The following is a 16,106-nucleotide window of genomic DNA, read 5'->3' on the forward strand; positions in this document are numbered from 1 at the left end:
TTTTCTTTGCGACGGTCGTCACCGCGCGCTCTAAATGGTTAACTTTTTTTGAACGTGGATTTCAGGGGGCGCAATTTTTTTCTGATTTTACGCACTATTCTTCGTAGATGAGTTGGATTCTTGTATCCACAATTGATTGCGAAAATGCAGGCTTTGGATTGATGCCAGTGCATACTATTATAAATTTCTAGAAAAACGGGATTAAACTGTCTTATAAATTTGCGATCGATACTGTGAACGTGACCCGGAATTAGGTTTGAGCTAGGTTCTTCAAAGGGGCACGCGATGATGACGAACTCTTTGGCAATATCACACAGCCTATCTATAAATGCGGCAGGATTAGAAACATGCTCGATAGTATGGCTACAGATAACAATTTCTCTAGAGTTAGCGGGCAAATCAAAAATATCCCCCACTGTGTAATTGATCTCAGGGGAAAAGGCATTAACGTATGGCTCAAACTTTTCTTCAATGTCGATTGCTTCAACTTGCATTCTCACTGCACTGAAGGACTCTGGATGATGAATTTTTTGAAGCAGTGCGCTGCCTGCGCCTGTCCTTGAACCCACGTCTAATACGCGCTTTAGGCCTCCATCAATTTCAGGGTAAAGCCGACGCAGGTGAAACGCGATATCGGAGTAGAAAGAAAGGGTTTGCGGGTCGCACTTGGTCAAGGTGAAATGCACGTCGTCCAATGTCAGATCTCGAAGTCGGTCCTGTGCTTTCTCTTTGTGGTAAAACGCCTGTTCAAAGCTCATTGAATCGTATTCGAACTGCGTTCCGCTAGCTTCTTTCTCGGTCATCATGCTTTGATAGGCCTCACCTACTGGTTTAAAGATCTCTTCATTAGCTTCGCGAAAATTTTGCACAATTTGCTGATTATCACGATAGATTTGGTAGTAGCGTTGAACGATTTCCAATGTGCTCATTGGATTACCTTGTATTACATAGTCATGTTCACTTTGTATGGAGCAAGCTTGCAGGCTATCTCTTACTTCACTTTGAAGTGGGAAAATATCGAATCCGAGTAATTCGTCGGGTACGGAAGGGATAGGTGTGTGTTCAAGACCAAGTTTACTTAAGAGTTGTTTTACAACTTCATAAAGGATCTTGTTGCTCGGATGATTGAAAGTGAAAAAAAGGCGATCATGAAAGCAGTTCTCTGCGATGTAATGCTTCAGCCTTACACTTAAGTTCTGCTCGTTCTCTCGCCGTTCGAGTTCCTCTAGAGATAGCGCAATATTTCTTTTCACTGTCTCTCTGTGTAGCTGAAAGTCCCCTAGCAGTCTTGCTGTTTGATACTCGGGAAGGCCCATTAAGTAGCAGTAAATTATTCTTTTATCGTGATAGTCGCTTAGGCCATTATTTAAATGACTTCCATCGGGTTTCCGGACGTAGGTGAGTTCCGGGCTATAACCGGAAAAGTAAATCGACGGAAAGCTAATGACTTGGGTCGCCACGGTAGTTCTAGTCCAGTAGTCGCTAGTCTTCCATGATGGTAACCAGGTATGAGCAATATGCGGCTGATATAGCAATATATCAGCGTCAGCGAGCGCTGAGTTCACGGCGGTTTCGTCACAATCCTCCCATAGGAAAGTTGGCTTTCTAAAAATGACTTCAAAACGGGGGGTATAGATTCCCTCAACTAGGATTGCTAGTGCTTCGGCTTGACAGTTAGCGAATATGGCAATCTTCATTGGTTAAGAAACGAGCCTTTAAGATCAAACTGTATGCGGTCTGCTTGTCGCTGAAATTCGTCCCAATTCTTTACTTTTTCCGAGTAAGACTTTGACCGATCTTGCTTTTGCAGAAGATTTTCTAACTCTCCTTCTCGACTCTCAACTTCGATCCCCATACTGCTCAAACTGGAATGGAAATCGTGCACAAGGTCTTCTGGAGACAAAGAGGAAATCTTAGAATACGGGTAGTAGATATAATCTTGTCCGCTGGACTGCAATATTTCGAGAGCATGGGAATACCATCTCCGCCTTTCCTGCAGCCACTTTTTAAATCTGCCGAAGTCGATCATGACGCGGATTTCCGAGGTGTCTACGTGTCCCCATTTCTGGATATGGACCGCTTTTAGCTCGCTTACGTAAACGTCGATTACGTTGCGGTCAATTATAACTTTCTGAACCTTCTGGTTTTTAAGGATTTGCCTACGTACCTGTTTCGCATTTAGGTGATTCGGGAAAATTTTGAAAAGCGAAGTTTCTTCGTGCCCGGATAGGTATGTGACTATGCCCCTACAGTTTTTTCTGACCAGAGAAGCACGATCGATGTCGGACATTTTTTGTACTCGCTCTATTGGAATATTGCACCCCGAAGCAATGTCCTCTGGCGTGAGCCCAAACGGCACGCTTGGGTGAAAAATTTCCCACATCTGCTTTAGCTGCAGTCCTTTTCCAACGAGGTCGCAAAAGTAGTTGGTGCCCGTGCGTTCAGTCGCGATAATCGCTATTAGTTTTGATGGGTGTTGCATCATATTTTCTCTAGCGATGAACCTTGGGATATCCTTCGTAGTAGGGGATTGGTGAAGCGAGGTGGCCAGGCTCTTGAGTTCCATTTCATTCAGCTCACTAAGTGGGCCAACATGTTGCGGCCTTGTTTAACTTTGGCGTCGAGTCCACAAAAAATTGTAGCATATACAAGACTCGCTATGTTGCCTACATGTGTGAGCATTAAGGTGAGCCTGTGAGGCGCTCTTTATCCTGTCTCACATCGAGTGGTCTTCAATTCTTTGCTGCTGCTCTTCGTTGTCTATTGTTTAATCCCGAAAATCTGAAGAATTCTTCTGATAACAGGAGAATCGTGTTTGCGAAAGAGGTGCAAATCTCAGCCATAAATTCGCGGATGACTGAAGCTGGAGTTATGCCGCGGCTGTACCACTCGGGCGTGTGCTCACCAAATTCGTCTAGGATGCTAAGCGAAAGGACTCCATAGCTGATAGGCTTGCTCCGTGGCCTTGCCGAGGAAGGGTAGTTAATGCCTCGTTGGTAGAGTTTGTCTCGATTTTCACTGAGGAATGTTTGCAGGGCTGTCGAGCCTGTATTGAAGTCACCGATATGGAGTGTCAACCGCTTCTTCATGGTTTCCTCTCAAAAAATCGGAACTTTTTTCTGATTGTACATTTCAGCGTCGCTCGCAACGAATTTTCCGCGTGCAGTTGGGGCTCGCGATTCTGATATTTCTCACTTAAATTGGCCAATTCTTGACTCAATTCTGGGTCACTTTCGAACAACTCCGCAGCGGCTAGTCCAATGAGCTCGAGTTCACTATCTGGGATCTCTTTCATTTCTCTTACTCCCTGTAGCATACCCGTGATGGCAGCATTTGCGGACTCTTCATTCGATTTTTCATTAGCGATTGTAGGATAGGAATCGAAGTCTGAGCTAAAAGGCGCGCCTTTTGATCTGATCGTGAAACGTGAATTCAATTGCTTATTGCTATTGATGAAATTGGCATAAAAAACGCTTGCTTGGTCTCTACTCGGTAGCGTTTTTGTGATTTAGGAAAGTGATTCGCCAATTGGTCCCAGCTGCCTTCGGAAAAACCAGATAAGCTAAGCAGCCTGCCAACTTTGGTGCGGATCTTTCCTGCGGATTCATTCTTAGTTTTAGACTTGCCTGGCCATGGACGCCCTGTGGTGTGGAGAAATTTTCGACCACATCATTGGTGGTGAAAGTTCTTTTCGAACGCCCCTATTGAGATATTGTCGTCACCAAATGCGTCAGCCCAATGCCCTTGCCTTTGGTTGTAGTTCAGATACTTTTCAAATGTGGGCGGTACACAAGCAAGGCTTGGTTCCCTAATCCATAAAAGCACGATGCTACAAGCCCGGAGTAATTTGCAGCCTGTTGCTACTGCGATATCGCTTGTTGATCCTGTCGCCCTATATAGGAAATGACCTTGATCTAGCTGAAATATTTATCCAGCTAGTCTTATAGTTTGAACATGCATTTTCTGTCGAATATACAGGGAAAAGTCTCAGCCGAAATAACCACGTCGCCATCCAATCTGGCAAACCTTTTGGCAAAACCCGGGCGCGCTCATCCCTCAATTCTGCTAATGGGATTTAGCAGGAATCTTATCCATGTAATGGCGACGCCGGTGGTGCGCTCCGTTCCGTCCGGGTCTTGGCAGAATAAGGTGATCCCAGCTTTGGACAATTGATCGCTGGATTCATACAGGCAGTTTTGTATTGATGAGGAGCCCGTCTCGTGGGAGCCAATGCGCAGCTATAGCGTTCTGCTATTGCTCAAGCTTTCAGGTCTCTGCACTGCGCTACTCCTGGCACTTGAAGTATCAGTAGCAGTACGGGCAATATCGCGTATATCAGTGCTCTATTTACCTGAGTGTAGTCATTGGCGAATTCATACCTCCCGGTGAAGTAGTAGACGAAAAAAATAAACCCAAGCGTGACGGAGGTCGCTCTAAGTTCAATGCTGTATAGCATCACCGCCGGTTGTTTGAAAATCGAGATCAGCAGTGCTAGCGCAAAAAAATACCATATTATGTTCCAGTTAATCATAAATAGCATAGTATTTGTCATTGCGATGCTAACGTCGTGAAATTGGAGCGGGAAGCTACCAATAAATGGCAGCGCTATGATGTTTGTGCTGATTGAAATATCGCCTATGCCTTGCAGATTCAGGTGGATTCCGAAAATGAAGGCATACGTAATTGTCAGCGTGAGCATTACGAAGAGCCCGATCATAACTGTGCGGCTGACGAGAAAAAATGTAGTGGCGAGTATTGCGACAATAAAGCCTCCCATGATTATTCCTGGAGTCTTGAGTAGGGCACAGAACAGCGCCATCAGAACTGCAAGTATCGCATAGGGCCACGATCTCGAGGCATTCCATTCCATAATTGTGAGAATTCCCATTCCATAGGCCACCCCCACCCATAAGTCAGCATATCCTGCCAGCGCCGAATGCACATTGATGAAGGGCATGCTGAGCAGCAAATAGCCGGCAACGACTGCAATCAATGTGCTATGCCCCAGTAATTTGAGGTGACCATAGAGCGCCAGCCCCATCGCCAGCGCAATCATGCCCCAGGGCAAATATATTAGTGTGCTGTCATTGGTGCCCAGAGCCAGCATTCCCCACAGTTGCACCAGTGGTACGCCGATGGGATACCTCCAGGCATTCTTGGCACCTTCAATATGGACCAGTTCACTAGCGGGGGCGTTTAGCCAAACCTGCTGCGCAGCGAAGGGCACCATGGATTTGTGCTCAAACCACACGATGGCTTTTGGCGCCCAGTTCATCCAGGCATCCCAGGGGAACAGCGGCCGGAGCATGATTTCCTGGAAAATGGTGAAATAGCGATAAGCTATGAGTCCAAGCAGCACAGCAATAATCGCCTTTTTCCAGGCTGGCATGGTGGGTGAGGGGGCAGCAGCGGCTGGCTGCCCGGGTTGCAGCTTGATCAGCGCGGCGCCAAGCAAAGTGACACCAGCTAGCAAGCCAGCTATTCCTCCAAACTGTAGCTGCAGGCCGGCAGCGTCCCACATCCTGATGCACAGCGTCATGATGAACAGGCCGAGCACATAGCCATGCCCGGCCACAATGGCCCAGTTCCAACGCTCATTGCGTGACACCAGCCAGTATGTCCATACCGCGCCGGCCAGCCAGGGAAGTAGCAGGGCTACCGTCGCTGTCATGATCCCTCACCTCTGTAGCGGTATAGTTGAGCGAATTCACCCTCATCCACAAGCTCGACCGGGATGGATTTATTTTTGGGCCACCGCAGTTCACTGTGGTCGGCGTTGAATCTGAGCCCCTTTACTTCATCCAGTACCAATAGATAGTCGCCATCCTGTAGTTTGTCTGGCCTGGGGTACCAGCCGAAATTGAACACATTGTGCGGCAGCAGGTAGTACTGCATGCGCAGACGGCGGTAGTCGCGTATTGGTCCTTTGTTGAGCAGGAAAATTCTTACGCCCGGAGTCGGCAGCACATTTACTTTCAAATGCAGGCCATAACTGTACAACTCGTGCTCACGGTCAGCCAGGTGCTTCTCGTGCTGAGTTTTACCTGCAAACAGGTAGCGCGTTTCATCCAGTTGCGTGTTGAGGTTCTTTTGCCAGAGAAGATCGAGTGCCAGCCACGGAATCAACACTGCAGCCGCGCAGGCCACAGGGCTGTGGCGGTGGCGTGCGAAGCCCAGCAGCACCAAAAGCAGAACAGCGGTGCCAGCCCAAGCGGCCATGGCTGCGGTGACAGACTGGGTTTGGCGTGGTGGTGTGCCTTTCAGGTGGTGGGCTGATTTCTGGGTCCATACCCGGAAGGCGGTCCACTCAGCCCAGATGGCGCGCAGTAAATGCGGAGCAGAGTTCGGTTGTAAGGTCAGTGCGCTGACCAGTGGGCCCTGGCCGCGAAGCTCGCCATACACATCAATACCGATTTCGGTAATGGTGCCGCGCCACTCTTCGTGCTTGGCCAGCAGCTTGAGCTGCGGCTTGTCGTTCGTCCAGTAAATGGGCAGGTAGAAAACCTCCTCGGGCGCCCTTGCGGTGCGCCAGATAAAGTACATGTGCGCACCGGGGTGACGGTCGGCAATCGTAGTTTCCAGAAAGGGGTAGTCCGCTGCCTGCAGCCGGGTCCGGCGGCTGAAAATGGCGCGCTCGTCAACGCCGCTGGCAAGTTCGGTAATGCGCAGCGCTTTGTCTTGTGGAAGGGCTTTGCCCATGCGCGGTACTAGGTCGGTACCCACAAAGGACCAGGGGCGAATATTGTCTCGGGTCGCCTCCTGCTCAAAGCGATCCAGTAGTGGCGACAGGCTGACATAAGTGCCGATAACGATCAGCGCACTCAGGGTGAGTGCCAACAACGCCCAGCCAAACTCCACCGCAAATGCGCGGTTGCTGATTGTCTGCGCACTAGCGGGAGTGGAAATGGCGGGAGTGTGTGTGGAGGTCATCGCCAGCGGTCTACGGTGCTGATACCCATTGGTCGGCTTGCTTGGCAGCCTCCTCTCGAATGTCACTCCAAGCGTTCAATGCCTGAGCGAACGAGCTGCAGTAGTCCTTGAAGCGGGGTAGCAGTTGTTCCGGGGCAATCGCCAGGTCCTTGAAGTCCCCCAGCGCGGCGGGCTGCTGCACCTGTGCCGCAACGCTATTGGCGCTGCGCTGTAACCAGTCCTGCCAGGAAGGTTCTCGAATGGTGCCATCCTGAAGATGCCGCGACAGACGGCTTAATTCCGCTCCTTGGTTCTCAGCCACCTCTTTCCGATAGATCGTGGTCAGGCTGCGATCATCTGCCTCGCCCAGTTCAGCGGTCATGGCTGCCAATGATGCCAGGCGGGTCTGGGCGGATACACCCGGTTCATAGCGGGTACGATCAGTAATGTACTTGTTCACGCTGGCTTTGCCTTTGCCGGTAATCGGCGCCGGTTCAGGGTTGCCCGGGCGCGGCTCCATAGGGAGGTGGGGAACGGCCCATGCGTAGTCGAGCACCGCAGCGTGGGGGTGCAGGTATTCCGTCATCGCGCCAAACAGATAGTCTTCGCCGCGGTGCGCAGGGAAGTAGGGCGGCAGCAGCTGGCTGTTGTCCAGGCCGGTCATCTGCGAGATCACAGAGAGTTTGGTGAAAAGGGGCTGCGGTTGCCCGAGCCAGTAGTGGCGCGAAGCGAGGGCGCCGGCGATCCCACCGTTGAATTGCTGTAGTCGTTTGGTGGAAGCCGGATCGAGCGTGAGCAGCCATTCGGTACCCGGCGTGCCAGGGTCACCCATGGTACCGGTCTGTGTCACGAGCACGGGAGATTCTGCTGACCACAGGCTGACATAGGCGGCGTTGGCGCCTTCCAGATCGGCTGGAGTGATGGCCTTGCCGTTTAGCTTGGTAATCGCCTGGCCCATGGTCAGGCCCAGGCACTGGGCGTGGCCGCTCAGTGGATCAAAATCTGCTCTCTGGGTGCGCCCCAGCATTTCCTGCTGATCGGTGTAGATGTCTACTTCGCGCGGTGTGTGGCCGAAGTGTAGGCCCGGGCGTGTGTGGGGGGCATTGATTGCCGCGCAGATGATATCGTCGTCCATTACGATCGCGCGACGCCCCATGGAGAGCAACAGGCAAAGGTTGCGCGCCAGCCCGTAAGTTTTGTCTGATGCCCATTGTTCGCGATCTACCAGGAACCGGATGGCGGCCTCATGCTGAGGCAGTGCCGCGATCAGTCCATTCATCAGGGCCTTTGCTTCTGCAGCGCCGATATACTGAATTTCCTTCGGACAGGTGATGTTAAAGTCTTCCACGGCCTCGCGATTCAGGCGTGCGTTTTCCGGGTCGCGGGAATCGTCGATCAGGAACAGGGCCTCGTGGCGGGTCAGATTGCCGGCGTGGNGCATGGATTCCAGCAGGCGTTTCACCGCAGCTGGTCGATCACAGGNAATGATAAAGGCACGGGTCGCCGGCAGATCCACGGCGGGTGGCACAGGCGCATTCAGCCGCTCGCACACGCTTTCGGCGCTGACCAGCAGACCGGCACTCTGGAGCATGCCTAACACGTTCATCACGTCCGCCTGCTGGCCCTTGAGTTCGGGAATAGCATTGGTGAGTACACGGGCATGGTGATCCAGCGTACGGAACTCCCGGCACATTTGCATGGCCTGGGCTACGGTAGGCGCTACCATTAACTGGCCATCACCGTGCCGGTCGATGAGCAGTACAGCCCCGTTTTGCATATCGACGACTTCACATTCGGCGAATGCGTAGAGGCCGGAAGGGGCGGAAGTTTGCTCAGACATTGGGGGACTCTTGGGTTAGCGAAAACAAAGCGTAATTTTAGGGTTGTGCGAGAGGGGTGTAAACCGGCGGAGTGTTTACTGACTGTTGGCTGATGCCATGGCGATCGCGGCGTTGAGAGCGGCAGCCAGGCTGCCCGCGTCGGCCTCGCCACTACCGGCCAGATCCAAGGCCGTGCCGTGATCAACCGAGGTCCGGATGATGGGCAGTCCCAGGGTGATATTGACCGCTTCGCCAAAGCCCGCATATTTGAGGGTGGGTAAGCCCTGGTCGTGGTACATGGCGTATACCGCATCGCACTCGTCCAGCACTTTGGGGTTAAACGCGGTATCGGCTGGCAGTGGCCCCTGCAGGTTTATTCCCCGCGCTCGCAATGTCTCCAGGGTCGGGATAATTGTGTCGATTTCTTCGCTGCCCAGATGGCCACTTTCACCGGCGTGGGGGTTAAGCCCAAGGACGGCAATGCGTGGCCTCTCGATTCCAAACTTATCCCGCAAGTCGGTGTGGAGGATGGTCAGGGTCTCCTCGAGCAGTGCCGGCGTAATCGCATCGGGCACATCCCGCAGCGGCAGGTGGGTGGTCGCCAGGGCCACGCGCAACTCACGAGTAGCCAGCATCATGACGACGCGAGGGGTGTCAGTCAGTTCGGCTAGCAGCTCGGTGTGGCCGGAGAAGGCCACGCCGGCGTCGTTAATGACCGACTTCTGCACGGGCGCGGTGACCATGGCGGCATAGGTGCCTGCGGTGCAGCCGGCAATGCCGTGCTGCAGTGTCTCCAGTACATAGTGGGCATTTGCGGGGTCCAGTTGCCCCGCATGCACAGTATTTGCCACGCTGATGGGGGCGACCAATAATCGCCCGGGCGCAGCTGGCTCAGCCGTGGCGCCTGGGTCAAAGGGTTGAATCTGGATGCCCAGGCCCAGTTGTGAGGCCCTGGCCTGGAGTAGGTCCGGGTCGCCGATGGCGACCAGTTCAGCATCCCAGGCCCGCTGGGCAACAGCCAGGGTAATATCCGGACCAATCCCCGCAGGTTCACCGGTGGTAATGGCGATTCTTGGCGTCAAACGGGCTATGCCCCGATGGCGTAACGGCGGACGGCGCCGTTACTTGATGTCGACAAACGCCTCATCGCGAATCTGGCGCAGCCAGGCGTCCAGTTCTTCCTGGTACTTGCGGTTGTGCAGGTAGTTTTTGGCGCGATTACGGATGGCCATGCTGGTCATATCTTCGTCGCGGCGATCTTCCACCTCGATAATGTGCCAGCCGAACTGGCTGCGTACCGGGCTGGAGATGTCACCGATTGCGGTGATGTTCATCTCGTTCTCAAACTCGGGCACCATCTGGCCGGGGCTGGTCCAGCCCAGCTCGCCGCCCTCCTGGGCGGAGCCGATGTCTTCGGAGTACTCACGTGCGAGGTCGGCAAAGTCTTCGCCGCCTTCAGCGCGGCCCTTGAGTTCTGTCACCAGCTGTTTGGCCTCGTCGTCGGTCATGATCTCGGAGGGCTTGACCAGAATGTGACGGGCCTTGGTCTGCGAGACCATCATCTGCTCGGTGCCGCGGCTGTCGGCCATGTTGATCAGGTGAAAGCCGCTGTCAGAGCGAATCGGATCTGAGGTTTCGCCTTTTTTGAGTGTGGGGGCGACATCGGCAAACAGCGAGGGCAGATCTTCTGCCGGGCGCCAGCCGAGATTGCCGCCGCTGAAGTTGTAGGTGCCGGGTGCGCTGACCGCCTGATCAAAGGGCGTACCACTGCGAATGTCGGCGAGCACCTTGTTCACGTAGGCCTCGGCACGTACCACTTCGTCAGCCGGGGCATCTGGCGATATTGCTACCAGGGCGTGCAGTACCTGGTACTCAGGCTGCGTCAGCTTCTGTCCTTCTTCGGTTTCCAGAAAGTTGTCTACTTCCTGATCGGTGATCTCAATGCGTTGGTTAACATTACCCTGCTGCACCCGGGAGATGATCATCTCCTTCCTGATCTGATCGCGTAGGGCCGCATAGGACTGGCCATCTGCTTCCAGAACACCGAGGAACTGCTCGAGGCTCAGGCCGTTCTGGGCCGCGATGCGCTGCACCGCCTGGTTGAGCTGGGCGTCGGAGATGCGCACACCCACGCGAGCGCCTTTTTGAACCTGGATACTCTCCAGGATAAGGCGATCGAGGGTTTCGCGTACCAGCTCGTCTTCCGGGGGCATTTCGCCGCCGCGGGATGCCATGCTGGTCTTGATGTCACCAATGCGTTCGCGCAGTTCGCTGGCCATGATGACGTCGTCATCGACGATGGCCACCACCTGGTCGAGCATCTGGGTTTCGGCTTGCAGGGCACTTGCGCCCAGTGTCAGGGCGGCGAGGCTGGCGCCCAGCAGGGTGTTCTTAATATTCACTGTCGTTAAAACCTCGAATCATATCTTTCATGATGCTATTTGCCCGGCTGCCAAAGCCGCCCATGCCCTTGAGTACGATCTGGAATTGGGTGGAATGTTCCCGCGTGAGCGTCGGGTCGTCGAAATCGGTCGTTCTCTGGCCGGAGTCGGTATCGTAGTAGCGCAGGTGCAGCAGGCGCACCATCCAGCAGCAACTATCATATTCCACTCCGAACATATCTTCCACGCTGGTGTGGGCTTCCACCGAATAGTTAATTCCTGCAAATACCCGCCAGTTACGGCCTGCCGGCAGGTAGAAAGAGAAGTGGGCCTGCTCGGTGGGTGTGGTGTTGGACGTGGTCGTCAGCGGGCGACGATAGGAGTAGCCGACGTTGTACAGGCTGCCATCGCCCGGGTCGTAGGTCGTCTGGAAGCTGCCGGAATTCATCGAATCGGTATAGGGGTCGTACACCAGGCTGGTGCGCAGGCTCAGGCGCTCGTTGGGGTAGAACGTCAGTTCGCCCGCCACCTCGGAGCCGCCGGTCTTCAGGGGTTCGTCGCGAGGGTCTAGTCGCACCTCGCGATCGCGGAAATAGAAAATCTGGCCAATACTGGCGCTGAATTCCTCGCGGCCGTCGGTGTCGTCAATAAAGCGGGTGGTCAGGCCCAGCGACAGCTGGTTTGCGTCGTCGATCCGGTCGCGGCCTGAAAAGCGCGTGCCCCGGAACAGCTGGTTGTAGCTGAAGGTGAGCTCGGCGCTGTCGAAATCGGGCTGGTCCGTCTGGTCGTCATACTCGCTGTACAGGTAGTAAACCCGCGGCTCCAGAGTTTGCAAAAGGCCCCGGCCGGCGATGTTGGTGCTGCGATCGAAGAACAGGCCGCCGTCGATGGTTGCGGTGGCAGCGCCCGAGGTGGGGTTATTTTCCTCGAAGTCCGGGTGTTCATTGAGGTCGTAGTGCAGATAGCGGTATTTGGCGCTGGAGTTCAGGAAGCCGTATTGCCATTGCATGGGATATGACGCGCCGGCCTCGGTGTAGAGTCGGTTACCGGTTACGCGCTCATCATCGGTGTCAAAGCTGGAGTACTGTGCCAGCAGAATCGGGTCAATTTTGAAGGGCTCGCCGGAAGGCCTGTAGCGGCCGGTGATCTGTGGCAGCTTCTTGTAGTCGTTGTTAATGTCGTCCGCCAGGCTCTGGAACTGCTGCACTTCCAGGTTGGCCATCCATTTGTCACCCAGGTAGTCGAGCGAGCCCAACTGGAGCAGGGCGGTGCGGCGCTTGGCGTCGAGGCTGGAGGTTTCCAGGTCCTTCATATAGTCGACGTCACTGGCGCGGCTGTAGTCCACGCGTGAGCGCCAGCGCTGGTTGAACAGGCCGTTGTGTTTCACCACGCCGAGCCAGCGGTCGTGGTTGCGCTCCTCTGGCTGTTCATCTTCATAGCGCTTGTCGTCGTTCATCCACGCGCCACCCACGGTCCAGCTGCCGACAATCGGGCTGAGGTAGCGGGCCTTGGCCTCGTGGTTGACGCCGCGCTCCTGAATATAGCGCGGGGAATAGAGCAGGTCGTAATCGGGGGCGAGGTTAAAGTACACCGGTACCGAGACGTCCAGGCCACCCTTGGTGTCGCTGCCAATGTCGGGCCACAGCAGGCCGGTGCGGCGTCGGTCATCGATCGGGAACTGCACCCAGGGGCTGTAAAACACCGGCACACCCGCGACGTCGATGCGGGCACCACGGGCGACGCCCAGACCTTCCTCGGTATCCAGTTCCAACTCGTCGGCGCGAATCAGCCAGTCTTCCTCGCCGGGAGGACAGAAAGACAGCTGGCCACCGTGAATATGCAAAATGCCCTCGCTGTCCCGGTCGATCTCCTGGGCCATGCCCTGCAGGCGCTGTTGGTGCAGCACGTATTCGCTGTAGCGGAGTTTGGCCTCACCTGTATCGGAATCGAACCAGGCACTCTGGCCGCGCAGCAGCAGGCCGGGTTCGCGCAGCTCGATATTGCCTTGTAATTGCGCTTCGTTCTCGGTCCGGTCGAGCGTGGCGCTGTCGGCGCTCAGGTGGCGATAGCCCTGGCGGACCTCAACCCGGTCCGAGAGGGTAATGGTATTGCCCTGAATAGCGGTGCTGCCGGCAGAGGCATGAATGTCTGAAAGTTCCGGTGATTCGCTGCGATCGAGGTGCCCCAGTGGGTCTATATAGCTGCCGTCACAACGCAGGCATTGCTCGTCGATCTGTTCAGCGGGCACCTGGCGCCGGTGCACCCAGTCAAGCCGCGCGGGGCTCGCCTGTGGGTCGAGTCGACATTCGCTTAGCACGCCCTCGGCATTGGCTTCGCAGACCCAGCCGCTGTTATCCTGTGCGCTAGAGTTTGCACTCAGTCCGAGTGTTACGAGCAGCACAGCCAGGCTGATAGGGCTTTTGGGTGTCGGGGGCCCAGTGGGGCTGTCGATCATAGTTACTTGTTCTGGATCGGGCGTTAAGTGAATGGCGAATTCTAAAGCATCCCCTGCCGCTTGTCCGGCAAAATTGTGAGTGTGGAGACTCCCCGACTATGCGGCCAACGCCGACCGATCTGCAACCCTGGGCCCTGAGTGAGTTAACGCGTCGAGGCGAGGGTCCAGCGCCTTCGACCGAGGTGGCATTCGCGCCTCTGACCGGCGACGCCAGTGCGCGCCGCTACTATCGCCTCGAGTGCGGCCAGGCCGGCTATATTGTTGTCGATGCACCGCCTGCTACCGAGAAAAATCGCGAGTTCCTGGGCGTGCAGCAACTGTTGGCCGCGGGCAATGTGCGTGTGCCGGCGGTGCTGGCATCTGATCTCGAGTGCGGGTACTGGCTGCTGGAAGATCTGGGCGATCGGCAGTTGCTGGCGGAGCTCAATGAGGACTCGGTGGCGTCTCGGTATGGCCAGGCTTTCCAGATGTTGCGCCAGTTCGGACGCCTGTTGCCGGATGATCCGACCTGGCCCAAATATGACCATGCGCTGTTCAGCGAAGAGCTGAGCCGGTTTCCCGAGTGGTTTGTCGGACAAATGCTCGGTCTGGCCTCACCGCCGCCGAGCTGGCAACACCTGGAAGCGATACTGATTGAAAGTGCGCTGGAGCAGCCCCGGGTGTTGGTGCATCGCGATTTTCACAGCCGCAATCTGATGATCCTGCCCTCCGAGGCGCTGGCGCTTATTGACTTCCAGGATGCCGTCGTCGGCCCCGCCTGTTATGACCTGGTGTCCTTGCTGCGCGATTGCTATGTGCGTTGGCCCGCGGACAAAGTCGAGGCCTGGGCCCTCGAGTATCTTGCCCAGGCCCAGCAGGCGGGCGAGCTTGTTGGCGTGTCGCCGCCGCAGTTTCTGCGCTGGTTTGATCTCATGGGGCTGCAGCGACACATCAAGGTGTTGGGCACATTCGCGCGCCTGTATTTGCGCGACGGCAAGACCGCTTACCTAGATGACCTGCCACTGGTGGTCAGCTATGTTCGCGAAATGCTGGCGCGTTATGGCGAGACGCCGGGTCCGATAAGCGAGGCGGCAGCCTGGTTTGAATCGGATGTCATGGCCGCCGTTCGCCAGCAGCCCTGGGGCAGTGCACTGTGAAGGCCATGATCCTGGCCGCCGGCTTCGGCGAGCGCATGCGCCCCTTGACTGAGCACACGCCCAAGCCGCTGTTGCGGGTGGCGAATACGCCGCTGATGGAACATCACCTGCGCCGCCTCGCAGCGCTGGGGGTGGTTGATATCGTGATCAATGTGGCGCACCTTGGCGAGCAGATCGAACACTACTTCGGCGATGGCCGGGCCTTTGGTGTAAACGTAAAGTACTCGCGTGAGGTGCAGCCGCTGGAGACCGCCGGCGGTATTCAGCAGGCCCTGCCGCTGTTGGCAGGCGCGCCGTTTATGGTCATCAATGGCGATGTCTGGACCGATTACCCCTTTGAGCGCCTGCGCGAATACACCCTGGCACCCTGGGAACAGGCGCATCTGGTTATGGTCGATAACCCCGAACATCATCCCCTAGGTGATTTTTGCCTGGATGAGGCGGGGCGGGTCAGCAAGCGAGTGGGCAGTCGCCCCGGTCATACCTACGCAGGCGTGGCCCTATTTAACCCGGCCTTCTTTGCTGACCTGGCACCGGGCCGCCTGGCCCTGCGGCCGCTGCTGGATGCGGCGATAGCCGCCGGTTCCCTGGGCGGAGAGTACTACCCCGGTGAATGGGTTGATGTGGGTACCCCCGAGCGTCTGGCAGAACTCGATACGCTGGTCACAGCGAGGGTGCGTTCGGCGCAGGAACAGGTAGAATAGCGCCACTATTTGAAGGAGCTTCCCATGGCTGATTACCTGATCGCCCCCTCTATTCTCTCTGCCGATTTTGCCCGGCTCGGAGAGGAGGTCGAGAATGCCCTCGCCGCCGGTGCCGACGTGGTGCACTTTGATGTGATGGACAATCACTATGTGCCGAATCTCACGATCGGCCCGATGGTTTGCAAGGCCCTGCGCAACCACGGTGTGACGGCACCCATTGATGTGCATTTGATGGTGCAGCCGGTCGATCGCCTCATTGGCGATTTCGCCGAGGCGGGCGCAACCTACATCACCTTTCACCCGGACGCCTCCACCCACGTGGATCGCTCCCTGCAGATGATTCGCGACGCAGGCTGTAAATCGGGCCTGGTATTCAACCCCGCCATGGGCCTGGATGCGCTTAAGTACGTGATGGACAAGGTCGACATGATTCTCCTTATGTCGGTCAACCCCGGCTTTGGTGGTCAGTCGTTCATCCCGGGTACCCTCGACAAGTTGCGCGAGGCGCGGGCGCTGATTGACGCCTCTGGCCACGACATTCGCCTCGAGATTGACGGCGGTGTGTCGGCCAAGAATATTCGCGAGATCGCCGCTGCAGGCGCGGACACCTTTGTGGCGGGTTCCGCCATCTTTAACCAGCCCGATTACGCTGCAGTGATTGCTGAAATGCGGGCGGAGTTGGCTAAAGTCTAAGTACGGTG

General features: G+C 55.7%; 11 protein-coding genes. 3 read left to right on the forward strand and 8 right to left on the reverse strand.

All coding sequences use genetic code 11. From position 1 onward, the window contains the following. Window positions 1-38: 38 nt before the first annotated feature. The 8 genes from A3709_RS09925 to A3709_RS09970 all read right to left on the reverse strand — a co-directional run bounded on the left by A3709_RS09925 (window position 39) and on the right by A3709_RS09970 (window position 13,565). Window positions 39-1,697 (reverse strand): WcbI family polysaccharide biosynthesis putative acetyltransferase, encoded by a 1,659-nt coding sequence (locus tag A3709_RS09925; RefSeq protein ID WP_066053764.1) that lies wholly within the window; start codon window positions 1,695-1,697, stop codon window positions 39-41. Next, window positions 1,694-2,566, reverse strand: a complete 873-nt coding sequence (locus A3709_RS09930) for a hypothetical protein (RefSeq protein ID WP_066053767.1) — start codon at window positions 2,564-2,566, stop codon at window positions 1,694-1,696. Before A3709_RS09930 ends, A3709_RS09925 begins: the two co-directional genes overlap by 4 nt. 519 nt (window positions 2,567-3,085) lie before the next feature. After that, window positions 3,086-3,436, reverse strand: coding sequence for a hypothetical protein (locus tag A3709_RS09940; RefSeq protein WP_156507653.1), 351 nt, complete (start codon window positions 3,434-3,436; stop codon window positions 3,086-3,088). A gap of 822 nt (window positions 3,437-4,258) precedes the next feature. Then, window positions 4,259-5,671: a hypothetical protein gene (locus A3709_RS09945; protein ID WP_066053775.1), complete on the reverse strand. Its 1,413-nt coding sequence runs from the start codon at window positions 5,669-5,671 to the stop codon at window positions 4,259-4,261. Beyond that, the gene (locus A3709_RS09950; RefSeq protein ID WP_066053778.1) at window positions 5,668-6,930 is read right to left on the reverse strand and encodes a hypothetical protein; all 1,263 of its coding nucleotides are present in this window, start codon (window positions 6,928-6,930) and stop codon (window positions 5,668-5,670) included. Before A3709_RS09950 ends, A3709_RS09945 begins: the two co-directional genes overlap by 4 nt. Before the next feature lie 1,894 nt (window positions 6,931-8,824). Beyond that, window positions 8,825-9,811, reverse strand: a complete 987-nt coding sequence (pdxA, locus tag A3709_RS09960; protein ID WP_066053782.1) for a 4-hydroxythreonine-4-phosphate dehydrogenase PdxA — start codon at window positions 9,809-9,811, stop codon at window positions 8,825-8,827. Window positions 9,812-9,850: 39 nt separating this feature from the next. Further along, window positions 9,851-11,131, reverse strand: coding sequence for a peptidylprolyl isomerase (locus A3709_RS09965; RefSeq protein WP_066053784.1), 1,281 nt, complete (start codon window positions 11,129-11,131; stop codon window positions 9,851-9,853). Then, complete coding sequence (locus A3709_RS09970; protein ID WP_082850039.1) at window positions 11,121-13,565, reverse strand: LPS-assembly protein LptD; 2,445 nt, start codon at window positions 13,563-13,565, stop codon at window positions 11,121-11,123. Before A3709_RS09970 ends, A3709_RS09965 begins: the two co-directional genes overlap by 11 nt. Before the next feature lie 98 nt (window positions 13,566-13,663). Here A3709_RS09970 and A3709_RS09975 point away from each other — a divergent pair, with 98 nt between their 5' ends. The 3 genes from A3709_RS09975 to rpe are packed head-to-tail and all read left to right on the forward strand — an operon-like array spanning window position 13,664 to window position 16,098. Then, window positions 13,664-14,701 (forward strand): aminoglycoside phosphotransferase family protein, encoded by a 1,038-nt coding sequence (locus tag A3709_RS09975; protein ID WP_082850040.1) that lies wholly within the window; start codon window positions 13,664-13,666, stop codon window positions 14,699-14,701. A 5-nt stretch (window positions 14,702-14,706) separates the two neighbouring features. After that, window positions 14,707-15,405 (forward strand): N-acetylmuramate alpha-1-phosphate uridylyltransferase MurU, encoded by a 699-nt coding sequence (gene murU / locus A3709_RS09980; RefSeq protein WP_369795146.1) that lies wholly within the window; start codon window positions 14,707-14,709, stop codon window positions 15,403-15,405. Between the two features lie 24 nt (window positions 15,406-15,429). Beyond that, window positions 15,430-16,098 (forward strand): ribulose-phosphate 3-epimerase, encoded by a 669-nt coding sequence (gene rpe / locus A3709_RS09985; RefSeq protein WP_066053788.1) that lies wholly within the window; start codon window positions 15,430-15,432, stop codon window positions 16,096-16,098. Window positions 16,099-16,106 lie beyond the last annotated feature (8 nt).

The sequence above is a fragment of the Halioglobus sp. HI00S01 genome (genome assembly GCF_001635445.1).
Classification (GTDB): domain Bacteria; phylum Pseudomonadota; class Gammaproteobacteria; order Pseudomonadales; family Halieaceae; genus Halioglobus; species Halioglobus japonicus.